21 protein-coding genes and 1 riboswitch are annotated in these 20631 nt (G+C 55.7%); of the genes, 12 read left to right on the plus strand and 9 right to left on the minus strand.

The window, feature by feature from the left end:
• Positions 1-62 precede the first annotated feature (62 nt).
• The 5 genes from bioB to uvrB all read left to right on the plus strand — a co-directional run bounded on the left by bioB (position 63) and on the right by uvrB (position 6323).
• Positions 63-1103, plus strand: a complete 1041-nt coding sequence (gene bioB / locus QNN86_RS05195) for a biotin synthase BioB (protein ID WP_096757785.1) — start codon at positions 63-65, stop codon at positions 1101-1103.
• Positions 1100-2254: an 8-amino-7-oxononanoate synthase gene (gene bioF, locus QNN86_RS05200; RefSeq protein ID WP_182270141.1), complete on the plus strand. Its 1155-nt coding sequence runs from the start codon at positions 1100-1102 to the stop codon at positions 2252-2254. The genes bioB and bioF overlap by 4 nt, the downstream gene beginning before the upstream one ends.
• On the plus strand, positions 2241-2996 hold the full coding sequence (bioC, locus tag QNN86_RS05205; protein WP_414210719.1) for a malonyl-ACP O-methyltransferase BioC: 756 nt from the start codon (positions 2241-2243) through the stop codon (positions 2994-2996). The genes bioF and bioC overlap by 14 nt, the downstream gene beginning before the upstream one ends.
• Positions 2989-3669: a dethiobiotin synthase gene (bioD, locus tag QNN86_RS05210; protein WP_115259006.1), complete on the plus strand. Its 681-nt coding sequence runs from the start codon at positions 2989-2991 to the stop codon at positions 3667-3669. The genes bioC and bioD overlap by 8 nt, the downstream gene beginning before the upstream one ends.
• Before the next feature lie 632 nt (positions 3670-4301).
• Positions 4302-6323 (plus strand): excinuclease ABC subunit UvrB, encoded by a 2022-nt coding sequence (gene uvrB, locus QNN86_RS05215; protein WP_414210720.1) that lies wholly within the window; start codon positions 4302-4304, stop codon positions 6321-6323.
• Positions 6324-6482: 159 nt separating this feature from the next.
• On the opposite strand, the gene yvcK is transcribed toward uvrB, so the two are convergent.
• Positions 6483-7391, minus strand: coding sequence for a uridine diphosphate-N-acetylglucosamine-binding protein YvcK (gene yvcK / locus QNN86_RS05220; RefSeq protein ID WP_414210721.1), 909 nt, complete (start codon positions 7389-7391; stop codon positions 6483-6485).
• A gap of 288 nt (positions 7392-7679) precedes the next feature.
• A riboswitch (molybdenum cofactor riboswitch) is annotated at positions 7680-7825 on the plus strand.
• Here yvcK and moaA point away from each other — a divergent pair.
• The 6 genes from moaA to QNN86_RS05250 all read left to right on the plus strand — a co-directional run bounded on the left by moaA (position 7813) and on the right by QNN86_RS05250 (position 11259).
• Complete coding sequence (gene moaA, locus QNN86_RS05225; protein WP_414210722.1) at positions 7813-8802, plus strand: GTP 3',8-cyclase MoaA; 990 nt, start codon at positions 7813-7815, stop codon at positions 8800-8802. Its footprint overlaps the riboswitch before it by 13 nt.
• Before the next feature lie 19 nt (positions 8803-8821).
• On the plus strand, positions 8822-9334 hold the full coding sequence (gene moaB / locus QNN86_RS05230) for a molybdenum cofactor biosynthesis protein B (RefSeq protein WP_096757778.1): 513 nt from the start codon (positions 8822-8824) through the stop codon (positions 9332-9334).
• Positions 9335-9336: 2 nt separating this feature from the next.
• Positions 9337-9822, plus strand: coding sequence for a cyclic pyranopterin monophosphate synthase MoaC (gene moaC / locus QNN86_RS05235; protein WP_096757777.1), 486 nt, complete (start codon positions 9337-9339; stop codon positions 9820-9822).
• Entirely contained in the window at positions 9815-10060 is a 246-nt protein-coding gene (moaD, locus tag QNN86_RS05240; protein WP_181618960.1) for a molybdopterin synthase sulfur carrier subunit, read from the plus strand. The genes moaC and moaD overlap by 8 nt, the downstream gene beginning before the upstream one ends.
• Before the next feature lies 1 nt (position 10061).
• Positions 10062-10514: a molybdopterin synthase catalytic subunit MoaE gene (gene moaE / locus QNN86_RS05245; protein WP_279277085.1), complete on the plus strand. Its 453-nt coding sequence runs from the start codon at positions 10062-10064 to the stop codon at positions 10512-10514.
• Between the two features lie 40 nt (positions 10515-10554).
• On the plus strand, positions 10555-11259 hold the full coding sequence (locus tag QNN86_RS05250; RefSeq protein ID WP_137400328.1) for a Bax inhibitor-1 family protein: 705 nt from the start codon (positions 10555-10557) through the stop codon (positions 11257-11259).
• Positions 11260-11359: 100 nt separating this feature from the next.
• Here QNN86_RS05250 and QNN86_RS05255 read toward each other — a convergent pair whose 3' ends face one another.
• Genes QNN86_RS05255 through QNN86_RS05265 form a run of 3 tightly spaced genes read right to left on the minus strand, consistent with a single transcriptional unit; the run spans position 11360 to position 14321 of the window.
• Complete coding sequence (locus QNN86_RS05255) at positions 11360-12322, minus strand: lysylphosphatidylglycerol synthase domain-containing protein (protein ID WP_414210723.1); 963 nt, start codon at positions 12320-12322, stop codon at positions 11360-11362.
• Positions 12322-13563 carry a cardiolipin synthase ClsB gene (clsB, locus tag QNN86_RS05260; protein ID WP_414210724.1) on the minus strand — a complete coding sequence of 414 codons (1242 nt, stop codon included), beginning with the start codon at positions 13561-13563 and terminating at the stop codon, positions 12322-12324. The genes QNN86_RS05255 and clsB overlap by 1 nt, the downstream gene beginning before the upstream one ends.
• Positions 13560-14321 (minus strand): endonuclease/exonuclease/phosphatase family protein, encoded by a 762-nt coding sequence (locus tag QNN86_RS05265; RefSeq protein ID WP_182037842.1) that lies wholly within the window; start codon positions 14319-14321, stop codon positions 13560-13562. The genes clsB and QNN86_RS05265 overlap by 4 nt, the downstream gene beginning before the upstream one ends.
• Before the next feature lie 130 nt (positions 14322-14451).
• On the opposite strand from QNN86_RS05265, the gene QNN86_RS05270 reads away from it, so the two are divergent.
• On the plus strand, positions 14452-14862 hold the full coding sequence (locus QNN86_RS05270) for a YbhQ family protein (RefSeq protein WP_115258999.1): 411 nt from the start codon (positions 14452-14454) through the stop codon (positions 14860-14862).
• On the opposite strand, the gene QNN86_RS05275 is transcribed toward QNN86_RS05270, so the two are convergent.
• From QNN86_RS05275 to cecR, 5 genes are read right to left on the minus strand one after another with little or no spacing between them, the layout of a single operon-like run.
• On the minus strand, positions 14824-15930 hold the full coding sequence (locus QNN86_RS05275) for an ABC transporter permease (protein ID WP_096757769.1): 1107 nt from the start codon (positions 15928-15930) through the stop codon (positions 14824-14826). The genes QNN86_RS05270 and QNN86_RS05275 overlap by 39 nt on opposite strands.
• A gap of 10 nt (positions 15931-15940) precedes the next feature.
• Positions 15941-17074: an ABC transporter permease gene (locus QNN86_RS05280; RefSeq protein WP_115258998.1), complete on the minus strand. Its 1134-nt coding sequence runs from the start codon at positions 17072-17074 to the stop codon at positions 15941-15943.
• Positions 17067-18803, minus strand: a complete 1737-nt coding sequence (locus QNN86_RS05285; protein ID WP_414210725.1) for an ATP-binding cassette domain-containing protein — start codon at positions 18801-18803, stop codon at positions 17067-17069. Before QNN86_RS05285 ends, QNN86_RS05280 begins: the two co-directional genes overlap by 8 nt.
• Positions 18796-19791 carry a secretion protein HlyD gene (gene hlyD / locus QNN86_RS05290; RefSeq protein ID WP_096757766.1) on the minus strand — a complete coding sequence of 332 codons (996 nt, stop codon included), beginning with the start codon at positions 19789-19791 and terminating at the stop codon, positions 18796-18798. Before hlyD ends, QNN86_RS05285 begins: the two co-directional genes overlap by 8 nt.
• Positions 19788-20465 (minus strand): transcriptional regulator CecR, encoded by a 678-nt coding sequence (cecR, locus tag QNN86_RS05295; RefSeq protein WP_096757765.1) that lies wholly within the window; start codon positions 20463-20465, stop codon positions 19788-19790. Before cecR ends, hlyD begins: the two co-directional genes overlap by 4 nt.
• Positions 20466-20631: the final 166 nt, after the last annotated feature.

The following is a 20631-nucleotide window of genomic DNA, read 5'->3' on the forward strand; positions in this document are numbered from 1 at the left end:
CCAAATTAAAAAGATTTAGGTTTACGAGTCTACACGAAACTCAAAATGAAACGAACACCAATATGGCTCATTCTTCTCGCTGGACAATGTCGCAAGTTACCGAATTATTTGAAAAACCACTGCTGGATCTGCTGTTTGAAGCGCAACAGATCCACCGTCAGCACTTTGACCCGCAGCAGGTACAGGTCAGTACGTTGTTGTCGATAAAAACCGGCGCTTGTCCGGAAGACTGCAAATATTGCCCACAAAGTTCCCGCTATAAAACCGGTCTGGAAACCGAGCGTTTAATGGAAGTTGAGCAGGTACTGGACTCTGCGCGTAAGGCCAAACAAGCCGGTTCAACGCGTTTCTGCATGGGCGCTGCGTGGAAGAATCCACACGAGCGCGATATGCCTTACCTGGAACAAATGGTGCAGGGCGTGAAAGAACTGGGGCTGGAAGCCTGTATGACGCTGGGTACGCTGGACGAAACGCAGGCGCAGCGTCTGGCCAGCGCGGGTCTCGACTACTACAACCACAACCTTGACACCTCGCCGGAGTTTTACGGCAATATCATCACTACCCGTTCATATCAGGAACGCCTGGATACGCTGGATAAAGTGCGTGAAGCCGGGATTAAAGTCTGCTCTGGCGGCATTGTCGGCTTAGGCGAAACGGTCACTGACCGCGCCGGGTTGCTGCTGCAGCTGGCAAACCTGCCCACTCCGCCGGAAAGCGTCCCCATCAATATGCTGGTGAAGGTGAAGGGCACGCCGCTGGCGGATAATGACGATGTGGATGCGTTTGATTTTATCCGCACCATCGCCGTGGCGCGCATCATGATGCCGACCTCGTATGTCCGTCTGTCTGCAGGACGCGAACAAATGAACGAACAGACCCAGGCCATGTGCTTTATGGCCGGGGCTAACTCGATTTTCTACGGCTGTAAACTGCTGACCACGCCGAACCCGAACGAAGATAAAGACCTGCTGCTGTTCCGCAAACTGGGCCTGAATCCCCAGCAAACGGCGGTGCTGGCGGGCGATAACGAACAACAGCAGCGTCTGGAACAGGCCCTGCGCACTCCAGACACTGACGATTACTACAACGCGGCAACTGTATGACCTGGCAGCAAAAAATTGACGATGCGCTGGCGGCGCGTCGTTCTGCCGATGCTCTGCGCCGTCGTCATGCGGTGACGCAGGGCGCCGGGCGTTGGTTGCAGGCAGATGGTCGTCAATATCTGAATTTTTCCAGTAACGATTACCTTGGGCTAAGCCACCATCCGCAGATCGTCTGTGCGTGGCAGCAAGGGGCCGACCGATTTGGAGTCGGCAGCGGCGGCTCAGGGCATGTCAGCGGTTATTCCATAGCGCATCAGGCGCTGGAAGACGAACTGGCACAATGGCTGGGCTATTCACGCGCGCTGCTGTTTACCTCCGGGTTTGCCGCCAATCAGGCGGTGATTGCCGCGCTGATGGGTAAACAGGATCGCATTGTTGCAGACCGACTCAGCCACGCTTCGCTGCTGGAGGCCGCCAGTCTGAGCCCGGCCATGCTGCGCCGCTTTACCCATAACGACACTCAGCATTTAGCTCGTCTGCTGGCGGCTCCCTGTCCGGGGCAACAGCTGGTGGTCACCGAAGGTGTATTCAGCATGGACGGCGACAGCGCGCCGTTGGCGCAAATCCACGCCGAGGCGCAGCGCCAGGAGGCGTGGCTGCTGGTGGATGATGCCCACGGTATTGGCGTCACCGGTGAGGAAGGACGCGGCTCGTGCTGGCAGCAGCAGGTCAAGCCCGAGCTGCTGGTGGTGACCTTCGGCAAAGGCTTTGGCGTCAGCGGGGCGGCCATTCTCTGCTCTGACAGCGTGGCCGATTATCTGCTGCAGTTTGCTCGCCATCTGATTTATAGCACCAGTATGCCCCCGGCGCAGGCTCAGGCGTTGCGCGCCGCGCTGGCGGTGATCCGCAGTCGCGAAGGCGACGAGCGGCGGGAAAAGCTGGCGATGCTTATCCAGCGTTTTCGTGCCGGTATGACGAACCCTGATTTGCTGCTGGCACAGTCAGACAGCGCCATTCAGCCACTGATCGTCGGCGATAACCAAAAAGCGTTGCAGCTGGCGCAGACGTTACGCGATCGGGGTTGCTGGGTGACGGCAATCCGGCCACCTACCGTGCCGGTTGGTACTGCCAGACTGCGACTGACGCTGACTCAGGCGCATGAAGCTCAGGATATCGACCGCTTGCTGGAGGTGCTGCATGACGCAGGTTGATAAGCAGGCCATTGCCGCCGCGTTCGGACGCGCTGCCTCCCACTACGAACAACACGCTGAATTACAGCGTCAAAGCGCCGATGCGTTACTGGCGCGACTGACGGGGCGGCAGTACGCCCGCGTGCTGGATGCAGGCTGCGGGCCAGGTCGTATGAGTCGCTACTGGCGAGAGCAGGGGAGCGAGGTCAGCGCCCTGGATTTGTCTGCGCCTATGCTAGCGCAAGCCCAGCGGCACGATGCGGCGCACCATTATCTGCTGGCTGATATTGAGGCCATTCCGCAAGATACCGCGACGTTTGACCTGGCCTGGAGCAATCTGGCCGTGCAATGGTGCGGCGATTTACGCCACGCATTAGGCGAACTCTACCGGGTCGTGCGCCCCGGCGGGACGGTGGCCTTCAGCACCCTGGCGCATGGCTCGATGCCGGAACTGCGTCAGGCGTGGCAGGCGGTGGATAACCGGGCGCACGCCAACCGTTTTTTACCCGTCGAACAGCTGGAAAACGCGCTGCACGGCTGGGAGGTTGAGTATCAGATGCAGGCCGTCACGCTGTGGTTTGACGATGCGCTGAGCGCCATGCGTTCGCTCAAAGGCATTGGTGCGACGCATTTGCATGAAGGTCGCGAACAGCGCGTGCTGACCCGCTCACAGCTGCAACAGTTACAGTTAGCCTGGCCCCAGCAGCAGGGGAAATACCCGCTGACGTACCATCTTTTTTGGGGAGTGATTCAACGTGACTAAAACGTATTTTGTCACCGGGACGGACACCGAGGTCGGTAAAACCATCGCCAGCTGTGCATTGTTACAGGCGGCAGGACAGTTGGGCTACCGGACCGTGGGCTACAAGCCGGTGGCGTCGGGCAGTGAAATGACGGCAGACGGCCTGCGCAACAGCGATGCCCTGGCGTTGCAGCGGAACAGTACGTTGGCAGTGGACTATGCGGCCATCAATCCGTATACCTTCGCCGAACCCACGTCACCGCATATTATCAGCGCCGATGAAGGGCGACCGATTCAGGCCCCGGTGATGTCTGCCGGTTTACGCGCCCTGGAGAAACAGGCCGACTGGGTGCTGGTAGAAGGGGCCGGGGGATGGTTGACCCCGCTTTCGCCGACGCTGAGCTTTGCCGACTGGGTGCAAACGGAACAATTGCCGGTGATTCTGGTGGTGGGCGTGAAGCTCGGCTGTATCAATCATGCCCTCCTGACCGCGCAGGCGATACGCCAGGCCGGGCTGACGCTGGTCGGCTGGGTTGCCAATGACGTAACCCCGCCAGGGAAGCGTCACGCTGAATACATGGCGACGCTGAGGCGCACACTTGCGGCACCGCTGCTGGGCGAGATCCCGTGGCTGTCAGCGACGCCGGAGCGGGCAGAGACCGGACGCTATATCGATCTGAGCACGCTGCCTTAGGCGCCATTCTGGTGCGGATAGGCTGCTGTGGCCTGCCCGTGTTAACGCCCTGGGCAGGCAAAAAAATGATGAAAATGCGAGCAGGATCTCGACTGCTCCAGCCCGCTTCGTTAGCTGATAAATATCAAAATTTAGCGATAATTTTTTTTTATTCGACCAAAAAAGGACATCGATACGTTTCTGCCAGGCGGCAGTCAGCACGGGCTGGAGACAGTTATCCACTATTCCTGTGGATAACCTTGTGCATTAGAGTTAGAAAACACTATGTAAGCGAGAGAAGACGCGGCCTGCGACTAAATTGCTGCGAAAGACGGCTTGAGAAAATAGTTATTCAAATACAGATTGTTAGATAAAAGCAATGGCTGTCGCTGAAGTGTCATCCGTTGCCATAAAACTTTCATCTCCTGGCTTGACAAATGTTAAAAAAGTCATAGGTCTGGGGATAACACATTTTTGCTGGTGTTTTATCTTGCCTGCGGTGAAATTTTAGCCCGCCGTGATGGGGGTTAAGGGGGCGTAACAGAAATATTGTGGTGTGTTACTGTTTTTTCATCCAGTATATTTTACTGGCAAAATCTACTGCTGCGAGTAAAATTAGACACCTGCCCGCCCATTGCTTCAGGTAGCTGCTCATGAGTAAACCGTTCAAACTGAATTCCGCTTTTAAACCCTCTGGCGATCAGCCTGAGGCGATTCGTCGCCTGGAAGAAGGGCTGGAGGATGGTCTGGCGCATCAGACGCTGCTGGGCGTAACGGGGTCGGGGAAAACGTTCACCATCGCCAACGTCATTGCGGACCTCCAGCGGCCAACCATGGTGCTGGCACCCAACAAGACGCTGGCGGCCCAGCTTTATGGCGAGATGAAAGAATTCTTCCCGGATAACGCGGTAGAGTATTTTGTCTCCTACTACGACTATTACCAGCCGGAAGCGTACGTACCGAGTTCTGATACATTCATCGAGAAAGATGCGTCGGTCAACGAACACATCGAGCAAATGCGACTGTCGGCGACCAAGGCGCTGCTGGAGCGTCGGGATGTCATTGTGGTGGCCTCGGTTTCCGCGATCTATGGTCTGGGCGACCCGGATCTGTATCTGAAAATGATGCTGCACCTGACGGTCGGGATGATCATCGACCAGCGCGCCATTTTGCGGCGGCTGGCGGAGCTGCAATATACCCGCAACGATCAGGCATTTCAGCGCGGGACGTTCCGTGTGCGCGGTGAAGTGATAGACATCTTCCCGGCAGAATCTGACGACATTGCGCTGCGCGTGGAGCTGTTTGATGAAGAAGTGGAGCGCCTGTCGCTGTTTGACCCGCTGACCGGGCAGGTTGAATCCAGCATTCCACGCTTTACCGTCTACCCTAAAACGCACTACGTTACGCCACGCGAACGCATTGTGCAGGCGATGGAAGACATTAAGGTCGAGCTTGCCGAGCGGCGTAAAAACCTGCTGGCGAACAACAAGTTGCTGGAAGAACAGCGCTTAAGCCAGCGTACGCAGTTCGATCTGGAGATGATGAACGAACTGGGCTACTGTTCGGGCATTGAAAACTATTCCCGCTATCTCTCCGGGCGCGGGCCTGGCGAACCGCCGCCGACGCTGTTTGACTACCTGCCTGCCGATGGCCTGCTGGTGGTCGATGAATCGCACGTTACCATCCCGCAAATTGGTGGCATGTATCGCGGCGACCGGGCGCGAAAAGAGACGCTGGTCGAGTACGGTTTTCGTCTGCCATCGGCACTGGATAACCGCCCGCTGAAGTTTGAAGAGTTTGAGGCGCTGGCCCCGCAAACCATCTATGTTTCCGCCACGCCGGGCAACTATGAGCTGGAGAAATCCGGCGATGACGTGGTCGATCAGGTGGTACGACCGACCGGCCTGCTGGATCCGGTGATTGAAGTGCGCCCGGTGGCAACACAGGTCGATGACCTGCTGTCTGAAATTCGTATCCGCGCGGCGATCAACGAACGTGTACTGGTGACGACGCTGACCAAACGGATGGCGGAAGACCTCACGGAATACCTCGAAGAGCACGGCGAGCGGGTGCGCTATCTGCACTCGGACATCGACACCGTGGAACGTATGGAAATCATTCGTGACCTGCGTCTGGGCGAGTTTGACGTGCTGGTGGGTATCAACCTGTTACGAGAAGGTCTGGACATGCCTGAGGTCTCTCTGGTAGCGATTCTCGACGCCGACAAAGAAGGGTTCCTGCGTTCTGAACGATCGCTGATCCAGACCATCGGCCGTGCGGCACGTAACATCAACGGCAAAGCGATCCTCTACGGCGATAAAATTACTGCATCAATGGCGAAGGCGATCGGCGAAACCGAACGGCGTCGTGAGAAGCAGCAGCAGTACAACGAAGAGCACGGTATTACGCCGCAGGGGCTGAACAAGAAGGTGGTCGACATTCTGGCGCTGGGGCAAAATATTGCCAAGACCAAAGCCAAGGGCCGAGGCAAGTCGCGTTCCGGCGCGAAGTCCGAGGTGGTTGAATTGGATATGACGCCGAAGGCGCTGCAGCAGAAAATCCATGAACTGGAAGGGCAGATGATGAAGCACGCGCAGAACCTGGAGTTTGAAGAAGCTGCTCAAATCCGCGATCAGCTGCACCAGCTGCGCGAGCTGTTTATCGCGGCATCGTAAGTGGGTGCCGGATGCGGGATAAATCCCTTATCCGGCCTACGGGATAGAGCGCGTTGGTAGGCCTGATAAGCGCAGCACATCAGGCAGTGTTTGGTGCCGGATGGCGGAACAGAACGCTTTGGTAGGCCTGATAAGCGTAGCGCCATCAGGCAATTCCACCTAGCCTAACGCTTGCACCGCTTTTTCCAGCGCGTCGTGCAACAGCCGACGGTCGTGGCGATACGGAATATCGCTGGCTTCCAGCACGTCCTGAATCACGATGCGGTCACTCACGGCTGAAGCATCGACTTTTGGCCCGACAACCACCGCATCAATCACTTTTTTCCCGACATATTGTTCGATGATAGTCAGCTTATCGTTAAGCGTCAGACTGGCGGCAGGGAGGCTTAATTCACGCCCCAGATTGCCGATGTAGACCATCGGAGCCGGTGTGCGACGTAAGGCCTGCGCCAGTTCGTCGAGCAGCAGGATAGGCATCAGGCTGGTGTAAAAACTGCCCGGCCCAATCAGAATCAAATCGGCTTCAGCGATAGCCTCTACCGCTTCGCGCGTGGTAGGCACCTTTGGCGACAGCATCAGTTCCTGAGGCGGGATAGTGAGCTGATCGATATTCACCTCGCCGTAAACCTCATGTCCCTGATCGTCGATAGCCATTAAATCGACCGGTAGCTCAGACATTGGAATTAAATGCGCATCCACTTTCAACAGGCTGCGAATTAAATTGATCGCTTCCAGAGGCCGCACGCTGAGGTGATCTAACGCCTTTAACATCAGATTTCCGAGGTTATGTCCGGAAAGTTCACCATTACCGCCAAAACGATACTCAAACATCGCGGATGCGACGCTGGGTTGGGTAATTAACTGGTTCAGACAGTTACGCATATCTCCCCAGGCAATACCTCCCTCGGAACGGCGAATTCGACCGGTAGAGCCGCCGTTATCGGTGGTGGTGACAATGCCCGTCAGGCGTGAACCTAAAGGCGAAAGTGAAGAGAGGACGCGTCCCAATCCATGCCCTCCGCCGAGAGCGACAACGCGATCCAAATCCGCCAGCGTGCGAGTGCGCATAGTTATTCCTGATATCAATTGATCGCCGTTACAGTAGCGTAAATTACGGGTTTTCAGCAATTACCTGGCGGGGTTGTATGAAAATAAATATAGGCGTTCTACTCCTTTCTGACGATATCCACCTGATAGCAAGATGATGTATATCAATGCAAAACCGTGATTTTTGCTTATTCTGTAGCGAAATTGCACGATCATGTCGCTATGTATAGGATTATATAGCGAAAGTGTACATGGCAAAACTGCTATTTACACGCTAGTATCGGCATAACCAACATGTACTCGACGTATGACGAGTATAAACACTCTAGCCTCTGCACCTGGGTCAAATGATACGGTGCTTTGGCCGTGACAAGGCTTACATCAGATTGTCACCAGGGCGCAGGAAGAAATGACTCCGCCTCCCGTATTTGGAAAGGTGTACATGGGCTCTCAACTTACCGATGCTTTCGCACGTAAGTTTTACTACTTACGTTTGTCGATTACCGATGTGTGTAACTTTCGTTGCACCTACTGCCTGCCGGATGGCTACAAGCCCGGCGGGGTCACCAATAACGGTTTTTTGACCGTGGATGAAATTCGTCGTGTCACGCGTGCGTTCGCCAGTCTGGGAACGGAAAAAGTGCGTCTGACCGGGGGCGAACCGTCATTGCGTCGCGACTTTACCGACATCATCGCCGCCGTGCGAGAAAATGACGCCATCCGCCAGATAGCGGTGACCACCAACGGTTATCGTCTGGCACGGGATGCCGCCACCTGGCGTGAGGCGGGGCTCACAGCGCTGAACGTCAGCGTCGACAGCCTTGACGCCCGTCAGTTTCATGCCATTACCGGGCAGGATAAATTTCAACAGGTGATGGCGGGCATTGATGCCGCCTTTGATGCCGGTTTTGAGAAAGTCAAAGTGAACACCGTGCTGATGCGCGATGTAAACCACCATCAACTGGACACCTTTCTCGCCTGGATCCAGCCACGTCCGATTCAATTACGCTTTATTGAGCTGATGGAAACCGGCGAAGGCAGTTCTCTCTTCCGTAAACACCATATCTCCGGCCAGGTACTGCGCGATGAACTGCTGCGTCGCGGCTGGATCCATCAGCTACGCCAGCGCAGCGACGGTCCGGCGCAGGTTTTCTGTCATCCCGATTATGCGGGTGAAATCGGTCTGATCATGCCGTATGAGAAAGACTTCTGCGCCACCTGCAACCGTCTGCGCGTCTCTTCTGTCGGCAAACTGCATCTGTGCTTATTCGGTGAAGGCGGGGTCAGCCTGCGCGATTTGCTGGAAGATGACGCTCAGCAGCCTGCGCTGGAAGATCGTATTTCAGCCGCGCTGCTGGAGAAAAAGCAAACCCACTTCCTGCATCAGAACAATACCGGTATTACGCAAAACTTATCTTACATTGGCGGCTGATCGCTAAAAGGAGTTTTTCATGAGTCAGGTAAGCGCTGAATTTATCCCGACACGCATTGCTATTCTTACCGTTTCCAGCCGTCGTGGCGAAGAGGACGATACCTCCGGCCATTATCTGCGCGATAGTGCGCTGGAGGCGGGTCATCAGATTGTTGACAAAGCGATTGTTAAAGAGAACCGCTATGCCATCCGCGCCCAGGTTTCCGCCTGGATTGCCAGTGACGATGTGCAAGTGGTGCTGATTACCGGCGGTACCGGTTTGACCGAAGGCGACCAGGCACCAGAAGCGCTGCTGCCGCTGTTCGACCGTGAAGTCGAAGGGTTTGGCGAAGTGTTCCGCATGCTCTCCTTTGAAGAGATTGGCACCGCGACGTTGCAATCACGTGCGATTGCCGGAGTGGCCAATAAAACGCTGATTTTCGCTATGCCGGGGTCGACCAAAGCATGTCGCACCGCCTGGGAAAATATCATTGCGCCGCAGCTCGATGCCCGTACGCGTCCTTGTAACTTCCACCCCCATTTGAAGAAATAAGTATGTCGCAACTGACTCATATTAACGCCGCTGGCGAAGCGCACATGGTGGATGTTTCCGCCAAAGCCGAAACCGTACGTGAAGCGCGCGCCGAAGCCTTCGTCACTATGCGTAGCGAAACCCTGGCGATGATTATCGACGGCAGCCACCATAAAGGCGATGTTTTCGCGACGGCACGTATTGCCGGTATCCAGGCCGCCAAGCGTACCTGGGATCTTATCCCGCTATGTCACCCGCTGATGCTCAGCAAGGTTGAAGTTAATCTGCGCGCCGAGCCGGAACACAACCGTGTGCGCATTGAATCGCTGTGCCGACTGACCGGGAAAACCGGCGTCGAAATGGAAGCGTTAACCGCAGCATCGGTGGCGGCGCTGACCATCTACGACATGTGCAAAGCGGTTCAAAAGGATATGGTGATTGGTCCGGTACGCCTGCTGGCGAAAAGCGGCGGCAAGTCGGGTGATTTTAAGGTGGATGCAGATGATTAAGGTGCTTTTCTTTGCCCAGGTGCGAGAACTGGTGAACGCAGATACGTTAGAGGTCGCGGCAGATTTTCCCACGGTGGAAGCCTTGCGCCAGCATCTGGCTGCGCAAAGCGATCGTTGGGCGCTGGCTTTAGAAGATGGCAAGCTGCTGGCGGCTGTCAACCAGACACTGGTGAGCTTCGACCATTCCCTCAACGCAGGTGATGAAGTGGCCTTCTTCCCACCGGTAACCGGAGGCTGAGATGGCTGAAACGCGAATTGTTGTTGGGCCTGCGCCGTTTAGCGTTGGGGAAGAATATCCCTGGCTGGCAGAGCGCGATGAAGACGGCGCGGTCGTCACCTTCACCGGTAAAGTGCGTAATCACAATCTGGGGGACAGCGTGCAGGCGCTGACGCTGGAGCATTACCCCGGCATGACCGAAAAAGCGCTGGCGGAAATCGTCGATGAGGCGCGTACGCGCTGGCCGTTAGGTCGCGTGACGGTTATCCATCGTATTGGTGAGCTGTGGCCGGGAGATGAGATAGTCTTCGTTGGCGTGACCAGCGCGCATCGCAGCAGTGCCTTTGACGCCGGACAGTTCATTATGGACTATCTGAAGACCCGCGCGCCGTTCTGGAAACGCGAGGCCACGCCGGAAGGCGACCGTTGGGTTGACGCCCGCGACAGCGATAAGCAAGCAGCAAAACGCTGGTAGAGTACAATTGGTTTAGATACTACTGACTCAGGAGATTGTCATGGACCGATTCCCACGAACCGATTCTATTGTGCAGGCCCGTTCTGGTCTGCAAACCTATATGGCTCAGGTCTACGGGTGGATGACCTGCGGGCTGTTACTGACGGCGTTTATTGCCTGGTATGCGGCGAACACCCCTGCGGTGATGATGTTTGTCTTTTCCAGCAAAATCACCTTCTTTGGGCTGATCATCGCCCAACTGGCGCTGGTGTTTGTCCTTTCCGGCATGGTGCAAAGACTCAGCGCTGGCATGGCCACCACGCTGTTTATGCTCTATTCGGCATTAACCGGGCTGACGCTGTCGAGCATCTTTATCGTCTATACCTACTCGTCTATCGCCAGCACCTTTGTGGTCACCGGCGGGATGTTCGGTATCATGAGTTTGTACGGCTACACCACCAAACGCGATCTCAGCGGCTTCGGCAACATGCTGTTTATGGCGCTGATTGGTATCGTGCTGGCTTCGCTGGTTAACTTCTGGCTGAAGAGCGAAGCGCTGATGTGGGCGGTGACCTACATTGGGGTGATTGTGTTTGTCGGCCTGACCGCCTATGACACGCAGAAGTTGAAAAACATCGGCGAGCAAATCGATCTGCGCGACAGTTCCAACCTGCGTAAATACGCGATCCTCGGGGCGTTAACGCTGTATCTGGACTTTATCAACCTGTTCCTGATGCTGCTACGTATCTTCGGCAATCGTCGTTAATTTCTGTTGCCGGATGGCGCTGCGCTCATCCGGCCTACCGTGTTGCGTCGAAAGTAGGCCGGATAAGGCGTTACGCCGCATCCGGCAATAACCTTCACGGTTATTTCGCCATCGCCTTCTCGTTTTTTGCCCGCAGTTTTTTCGCCCGACTCTCCAGCAACAAATAGCACATCAACGCCAGCAGCAGCGGGATAAAATAATACAGCACACGATAGGCGAGCAGGGCGGCGATGATGGTGCCCTGCGAGGTATTCTCCCCGGCCAGCAACGCCATAAATACCGCTTCCAGCACGCCGATACCCGCCGGAATGTGCACAATAACCCCGGCGATACTGCTGACCAGCAGCACGCCCAGCACAAAGAAATAATGGATATCCTGACCTAATAGCAGCCAGATAATCGCCCCCATCACCATCCAGTTTGCCCCGGAGATGGCCATCTGCGCCAGCGCGAATTTCCACGACGGCAGCACCAGTTTTTGCCCTTTAATCGTGATATGACGATGTTTAGCGAAGGCGCAACACCACAGATAAACGGCAATAATCAGCAGCAGCACGATACCCAGAATGCGCAGCGTGCCCTCATCGATGTACCAGTGTGCGGGCAATTGCACGACGCCGAAGGTAAAAATAAACCCGCCCAGCAGAATATAGCCCAGCCAGTTGGTGGTAATGCTGAGTGAGAAAATGCGCGTGATCGTGCTGCCCGGTAATCCGAGGCGGGAATAGAGTCGATAGCGCATGCCAATGCCGCCCACCCAGGTGCTTAACGTCAGGTTGAAGGCGTAGCAGATAAACGACACCAGCATCACCTGACGTTTTGCCAGCTTGTGTCCGCAATAATAGCGTCCGAGCAGGTCATAACAGCCGTACAGCAGATAGCTGACGATGACCAGACCAATGGCGCTGAGCAGGGCGAGGCGGTTGTAATCCCGGATAACCGACCAGACCTCTTCCCAGTTGACCTTGCTGGCATACACCACCAGCAGTACGATCACCGCGATAAAAAACAGCCAGGTGAGGATCTTTTTTGCTAACCGCCAGCGGGGAGATGCTTTCGCCATCAGGGTTTCCCTCCTGCATCTTCAGCCTGAATGCGGTCCTGCGTTTCCAGAGTCGGCTGCGCGGGAGGCGCGACTTCGGTAAGGTGCGGCGTGTGCGCCGGTAGCCAGCCGACCAGCGCCGGAAAGTGGCGTAAAAAGTGGAACGCCAGCACGCTCTTGGTCAGGTTCCACCAGGTGCGTCTGGGCAGCATCGATTCATCTACCTGCTGGCAATCCTCGGCAATAATGGGATGCAGATTGTCCCGCAGGACCTGGTTAAATGCGCGATCATGGATAATGATGTTGGCCTCCAGATTCAGCGACAGGCTGAGCGGGTCGAGGTTGCTGGAGCCTACCGTCGCCCAGTGATCGTCCATTAGCGCGACCTTGCCGTGCAGGGGCCTGCGGCGATATTCATACACCTGGACGCCGCCTTTCACCAGATAGTTGTACAGCAGGCGAGCGCCCACTTTCACAATCGGCATGTCCGGTTCACCCTGTACAATCAGTTTGACTCGCACGCCGCGTCGCGCCGCCTTGCGTAACGCATGCAGCAGCCGATAGCCGGGGAAAAAATAGGCATTGGCAATGATCACTTCGCGTTTGGCCTGGGTGAGCATTTTCAAATAATGGCGTTCAATATCATCACGATGCTCTTCGTTATCGCGCCAGACAAACAGCGCCTGCGCCTCGCCGGGCTGACGATTTTCGATTGCCCGATGATGACGTCGCCACCAGCGGCGCACGGCGCTTTGCCCCGGCAGGTTTTCCAGCACGAAGATCAGGATGTCTGCCACGATGGGACCTTCAATGCGCACGGCGTAATCCTGCTTGGCCTCCGGGCCGTAATCGGACATATGCTCGGCGGAATAGTTAATCCCGCCGACGAACGCGACACGGTCGTCAATCACCACAATTTTGCGGTGCATGCGGCGAAAAAGGTTGGTCCGCATACCGAACAACCGCGGGCGTGGGTCGTAATAGCGGAAAACCACGCCCGCGGTGGTGAGTTCGCTGACAAACTCCTCGCTGAGATCCGGTGACCCGTAGCCGTCGAGCAGCACTTCGGCTTTGACACCACGCTGTGCCGCACCGAGCAGTGCCGCATGCAATTGTTTCCCGACCGCATCTTCAAACCAGATAAAAGTCTCAAGGATGATTTTTTGCTGCGCCTGTTCAATGGCCTTAAATACGGCGGGGTAGTACTGGTCGCCGTTTTCCAGCAGCTGAATTTGATTGCCTTCACGCCAGCCATATTTCATAAATGAATCTCCGCGCTCAGGGGGGCATGGTCGGACAAATGTCGCCAGTGACGTAGCGCCAGCGCCGTCGGAATACTGGTATTGGCGTTTTTCACATAGATCCTGTCGAGGCGCAGCAACGGCAAACGTACCGGAAAGGTACGCGCCGGGCGTCCGTGGGCGCGGGTAAAAATCTCGTCAAGACCGGCCTGCGTTTTCAAAGGATGATTGGCCTTTTGCCGCCAGTCGTTGAAATCCCCGGCCACCACCACGGGTTCCGTTTCAGGCAGGGCATTGACCCAATCCGCCAGCATGGTCAATTGCGCCTGGCGGTGGGCTTCACGCAAACCAAGATGTACACACATCACATGGATGGGGTGAGGGAGCATCGGCGGCACGATGCGGCAGTAAAGCACACCGCGCTTTTCACTGCTGCCGACGGATACATCACGATTCTCATAATGTTCAATGGGATAGCGCGACAGCACCGCGTTACCGTGATGCCCCTGCGGATACACGGCATTGCGTCCGTAGGCGAAGTCGCTCCACATGGTATCTGCGAGAAATTCATAGTGCGTGGTATCTGGCCAGTTTTCCACGTGCAGAGGGTGAACCTCGTGCGCACCCATCACTTCCTGCAGGCACACAATGTCCGCACCGACCGTTCTGACGGCATCGCGTAGCTCAGGCAAAATAAATCGCTTATTAAAGGCGGTAAAACCTTTGTGAGTATTAATTGTGAGCACATTGAATGAAAATCGAACTGTTTGTCCGCTCATGATTCTCCTGTCGGCGTCATTTTTCCTTTAAATAGTGTAGTCGGCGTCACAAAAGGATGCGGTGTTACGGAATTTTCCGTAAAGTCCGGTACTCTGAACAATTAGTTAAAGATCCTTCAGGAGAAAAGCCATGAGGTGGCAACAACGTGTTCGTGTCGCAACAGGTCTTAGTTGCTGGCAGATTGTGTTGCATTTACTGGTAGTGGCATTGCTGGTAATGGGCTGGATGAGCGGCACGCTGGTGCGCGTCGGCCTGGGATTATGCGTCGTTTATGGCGTCACGGTTTTATTAATGCTGGCGCTACAGCGTCATCATGAACAGCGCTGGCGTGATGTCGCCGACGTACTGGAAGAGCTGACCACCACGTGGTATTTCGGTGCGGCGATGATCGTGCTGTGGCTGCTGTCCCGCGTGCTGCAAAACAACGTCTTACTGGCGTTAGCGGGACTGGCGATCCTTGCCGGACCCGCGGTGATTTCACTGCTGGCGAAAGACAAAAAACTACATCACTTTGCGTCTAAACATCGCATACGCCGCTGATCCGGTTGTGGCCGCTATCACCAACAGCGGCCACAAACTTCCCCAGACAATCTTCAGGCTCGCATCCTTCAGGTAAATCTGTTTCGTAATGTCCGTAAAGTGGCGGATTGGGTTTATCCACGTCAGATTCTGCAGCCAGACCGGCATGTTTTCGACCGGAGAAACGTATCCTGACAGTAAAATTGCCGGCATCATAAAGACGAACACGCCGATAAACGCCTGCTGCTGGGTTGAACACAGCGATGAAATCAGCAGACCAAAGCCCACCAACGACAACCCGTAAATCACCATCGTGAAGTAAAACAAGCCCAGCGAACCGGCAAACGGAATGTGATAGGCCCAGATGCCAATAGCCAGCACGATAGTAGCCTGAAAGGTAGCCACGATCAGCGCAGGCACCGCTTTGCCAATGAAAATTTGCCAGGTGGTGAGCGGAGAGACCAGCAGCTGATCCAGCGTGCCCTGCTCACGTTCACGGGCTACCGACAGCGAGGTGACTATCATCACACCGATGGTGGTGATCATGGCGATCAGCGACGGAACGACAAACCATTTGTAATCCAGATTCGGGTTATACCAGTTACGCACCACCAGTTCGCTGTTGTTCGGCTTCGCTTTGCCGTCCATCAACTCCTGCTGGTATTCCTTAACGATCTGTTGCAGATAATTCGCTGCGATCTGCGCGCTGTTTGAGTTGCGCCCGTCAAGGATCAGCTGCATAGGTGCTTGTTGGAAGGTATCCAGATTACGCGAAAAGTCGGCCGGGAAGCGCACCAGCAACAGGGCTTTTTGCGTGTCGATGGTCGGTTGGATCTCCTGCGGGCTTTTCAGCAGCAGGATATGGGTAAAGGCGCTGGCGCGGGCAAAGCGCTGTGTTAATTCCACTGAATGCTTGCCGTTGTCTTCGTTATAGATGGCGATAGTGGCGTTGGTCACTTCTAACGTGGCTGCAAACGGAAACAGGATCACCTGAATCAGCACCGGTAAAATCAGGATCGCCCGCGTCTGCGGCTCGCGTAACAGCGACTGCAGCTCTTTGCGAATTAATGTCCATAAACGATGAAACATGGCCGTCCCCTCAATCCAGCCGACGTTTGGTTTTAAGCCACGTCAGACCAATAAACATCACCGCCGAAGCGATTAAAAACAGCACGTTGATGATCAACACTACCGGAATATTTCCCGCCAGAAACAGGCTTTGCAGGGTGCTGACGAAATAACGTGCGGGAATGATATACGTCACCGCGCGAATAATGGCGGGCATGCTGTCTATCTGGAAGATAAAGCCCGACAGCATAATAGATGGCAGGAAAGCGGCGTTGAGCGCCACCTGCGCGGCATTAAACTGGTTGCGGGTGATGGTGGAGATCAGTAATCCCATGCCAAGCGTACTGAGCAGAAACAGGCTGGTGATAAAAAACAGAATCAGCAGAGAACCGCGATAGGGCACGCCAAGAATAAACACCGACACCAGCATACACAGCAGCATCGCCAGCATGCCGAGAAAATAATAGGGGATCAGTTTACACAGCAGCAATTCGACGCGGGTGACTTCGGTCGACAGCAGCGCTTCCATGGTACCGCGCTCCCATTCACGTGCGACCACTAATGAGGTCAGGATCGCGCCGATGACCGTCATAATAATGGTCACCGCTCCTGGAATAATAAAATGCTGGCTGATCGCCGCCGGGTTGAACCAGTAGCGGGTCTGCACGTCGATCAGCGGTTCAAACGATTCGCCGCGGTCTTCTGCCCGCTGCTTTTGCCAAATCTGCCAGATGCCTTCTACATAGCCTTGCACAAAGTTGGCCGTGTTCGGTTCGCTGCCATCGGTGATCACCTGAATAGGCGCAATATCGTTTGGCCGCGCCATCTGCTGGGCAAAATCCACCGGGATCACCACCAGTCCGCGAATACGCCCGGCCTGCATTTTCTCAACTAACTCCTGGCGGTTGTCGCTGATGGTGGCGTCAATATACGGCGAGCCGGTCATGGTATGGGTAAAATCCAGCGCCTCTTCGCTCTGTTGCTCGAGCAAAATCCCCACCCGCAGCTTGCTGGAATCGAGGTTAATCCCGTAGCCGAAGATAAACAGCAACAGTAATGGGATCACCACGGCAATCAGCCAGCTACTGGGATCGCGCACGATCTGCCGCGTTTCTTTAATGCACAGCGCGCGCACGCGTCGCCATGAAAGCGCGTGATTACTCATGTGCGTGCTCCTTATCCCAGTCATTGATAAGCGTGATAAACGCCTGCTCCATAGTCGGGTCCGGCGTGTTGTTATCGGCCGCCTGCGCTTTCAGGTCGTCCGGCGTGCCGCTGGCGATTAGCTTACCGCGGTACACCAGCCCGATACGGTCGCAATATTCCGCCTCGTCCATAAAGTGGGTCGTGACCATCACCGTCACGCCTTTCTCTACCATGCTGTTGATATGCAGCCAGAACTCGCGACGGGTGAGGGGGTCAACCCCGGAGGTCGGTTCATCGAGGAACAGGATGTCGGGTTCATGCATCAGCGAACAGGCCAGCGCCAGACGCTGCTTAAAGCCTAGCGGCAGTTCGTCGGTGGCATGAGAGGCTATGCTCTTCAGGCCGAACGCCTCGCTCATACGATCGATTTTTTCTTTCTGTGCGCGTCCGCGCAGGCCGTAGACGCCGGAGAAAAAGCGCAGATTCTGCTCCACCGTCAGGTTACCGTACAGGGAGAATTTCTGCGCCATATAACCCAGATGCTGGCGTGCTTTTCCGGAACTGACCTTCAGGTCCATGTCCAGCACCAGCGCTTTACCTGAGGTGGGAACCAGCAGGCCGCACATCATTTTAAACGTGGTCGATTTACCCGCCCCGTTGGGGCCTAACAGGCCAAAAATCTCACCGCGTTGGACGGCAAAGTCCACATGGTCGGTGGCGGCAAAATCACCGAATTTTTTGGTCAGCGCTTTGGCTTCAATCACCGTTTCACCGGCGGTACCTTCTACGGTGTGCAGGATAGCGCCCAGCGGCGATTCAGAGGTTCCCGCGCCGCCGAGTAAATCGATGAACGCATCTTCAAAGCGCGGCGCTGTACTGGTGATGGTGATTTCCGGCATGCCTTCAGCTTTGCGAATATCGTCCGCCGTGGCCGCTTTTTTCAGGATCAGGCGCACGGATTTCCCCTGAATCATGCCGTCGCTGACCTGCGGTAACTTGAGCGCGCGTTGTAGCAGTTTGCGGTTATTTTCCTGCGGGCTGCTCATTAAAAAACTGCGCCCGGCCATGGTTTGCGTCAGCTGAGTCGGATCGCCTTGATAGAGCAATTCACCTTCGTTCATCAGCAGCACATCGCGGCACTGCTCGGCCTCGTCCAGATACGAGGTGCTCCAGAGGATCAACATGCCATCCCCGGCCAGTTCATGCACCATTTGCCACAATTCGCGGCGGGATATTGGGTCTACGCCCACGCCGGGCTCATCCAGCAGCAGCACTTTGGGTTCGCCGACCAGCGTACAGGCAAGGCCCAGTTTCTGCTTCATACCGCCGGAGAGTTTCCCCGCCAGACGTCCGGTAAACGGCCCCAGCGAGGTAAACTCCAGCAGACGGGCAAAGGTTTTCTCCCGCGCTTCACCGGTAACGCTGCGTAAATCGGCATAGAGATTGAGGTTCTCCATGACGGTCAAATCTTCATACAGGCCGAATTTCTGTGGCATATAGCCCAGCACCGCATGCAGGGCGCTGTCGTTGATGATGGGGTCAAAGCCAATCACCGTCGCGCTGCCGCCGTCCGGCTTCAACAGGCCCGCCAGCATCCGCATCAGCGTGGTTTTCCCTGCACCGTCGGGACCGACCAGACCGGTGACATAACCTGCGTGAATCGTGCAGTCGAGCGGGGCGACCGCCGGTTTTTCCATCCCGGCAAAGCGCTTAACCAGCCCGTTGAGGGTAATGACTGCGTCATTCATGCCGCGCCTCGTCACCGAACTTCACCGTCACCGGCATTCCCTGACGCAGCGCATCGTCGGCATCGGTCACGACAATACGCAGGCGGTAGACCAGGTCGGTACGCAGGTCCGGGGTCTCTACCGTTTTCGGTGTAAACTCTGCTGTTGGCGACACAAAGCCGATTTTGCCGTGGTACGGTTTATCCGGGCGGCCATCGGTATAAAGCAGAATTTCACGTCCTGGCTGCGCCTGGCTCAGATTGCGTTCGTCCACATAGGCGCGGACCCACACCGGCCGGGTAAGCGACAGCGTCAGCACCGTGCCGCCCGCGTTCAGCATACTGCCGGGCTCGACCGCACGGGTAAGCAGTGTGCCGTCAGACGGGGAGGTCAGCGTGGTGTCATGCAAATCGAGTTCAGCCTGCGCCAGCTGCGCCTGAGCCTGTTCGAGCGTCGCTTTCGCCTGGGCGATATCCTGCGGGCGGTTACCGCTGCGGTATTGACTGAGTTTATCCTGCGCGGATTTCAGCGTTGCCAGTGCCTGGTCGCGTGAAGAACGGGCGTTTTCCAGATCGTTGGCCGAGATAGTGCGGCTTTTCCATAATCCGAGCTGGCGATTATAAAAGTTCTGCGCGTAGTCATACGCTGCCTGCGCCTGCTTCACGGCCGCCGCGGTTTGCGCGATCTCTTCTTCGCGATATCCTGCCAGCATCAGGTCGTATTGCGCCTGCGCGGCGGCAACGTTAGCCTTCGCCTGCATCAGCGCGTTTTCGTAGGGGGCGTGGTCCAGTTCGCCCAGTACCTGACCGGCAGTAATCGCATCACCTTCGTCAACCGCCAGCGAGGCCAGCCTGCCGCCTACGCGAAAACTTAAATTGACGCTGCGGATATCGACGTTGCCGTACAGGGTCAGGCCGTTATCTTGTTGGCTTTGATACCACCACGTTCCACCAGCAATCACGGCAACGAGGGCCGCGATAACCAGCCCGAGAACGACAGGTTTTTTCATGACTCCAGACTCCTTTGCGTTAAACCTTGCAGAATAAGATCGATGTGACAGGTGATCGTGTGTTCAATTAGCGCGGTTTTATCCGCATCAAATTGTGACCAACCCGTGCGCAACAGAATAGTTTCTTTACCCAAACGGAAGGCCAGCACTTCACCCAATATGGCGTGGGTATGCAGGATCATTTGGGTGTCATTGGCATCGCGACCCGTATAAGCGGCAATTAAGCGGGTCAGGTGGCTATGCAGCGGGTTGATCACCTGGTCATGCACCAACTGATAGGCTGCAGTGGGGGAGAGCTGTTCGCGCGAAATAAATTTGCTCAGGTTCACCGTGTCATCCTGGGTTAACAGCATGATCATGTTTTTGCAGGCACGCAGGATCAGTTCGCGCATGGCGGCCCGGTCCGGCTCGGGTTGGGTAAACAGACGCTCGGCTTCTTCAGCATGAGGGCGAAACTGTGAACCGATAAAATCCGCGATCCACTGGGCGCAGGCGAGATATAAATCCTCTTTTGAACCAAAATAGTAGGTAATTGCGGCGATGTTTTGTCCGGCCTGAGCGGCAATATCGCGCGTAGTGGCATGCAGTCCGTACTCACCAAACTGTGCGAGCGCGGCGGCAATCAGCTGGTTCTTTGCCTGTTCACCTTTAGTTGTCATGGTGGGTGTATTCATGGCATGTCTAAATTATTAATCAATCGATTGATTAAGATTATGACTGATTTCTGCACTTGTCTAGTCTGGTGGTTTATTTTGTTTTTCGCGGCTGGCGGGATAATTTATGCGGTACATCACAAAAACTGCTACACTCCGCCCCTTCATGACATTGTGGTTTTTGTCA

This window comes from Citrobacter sp. C348, assembly GCF_047467975.1.
Lineage (GTDB): Bacteria > Pseudomonadota > Gammaproteobacteria > Enterobacterales > Enterobacteriaceae > Citrobacter > Citrobacter gillenii.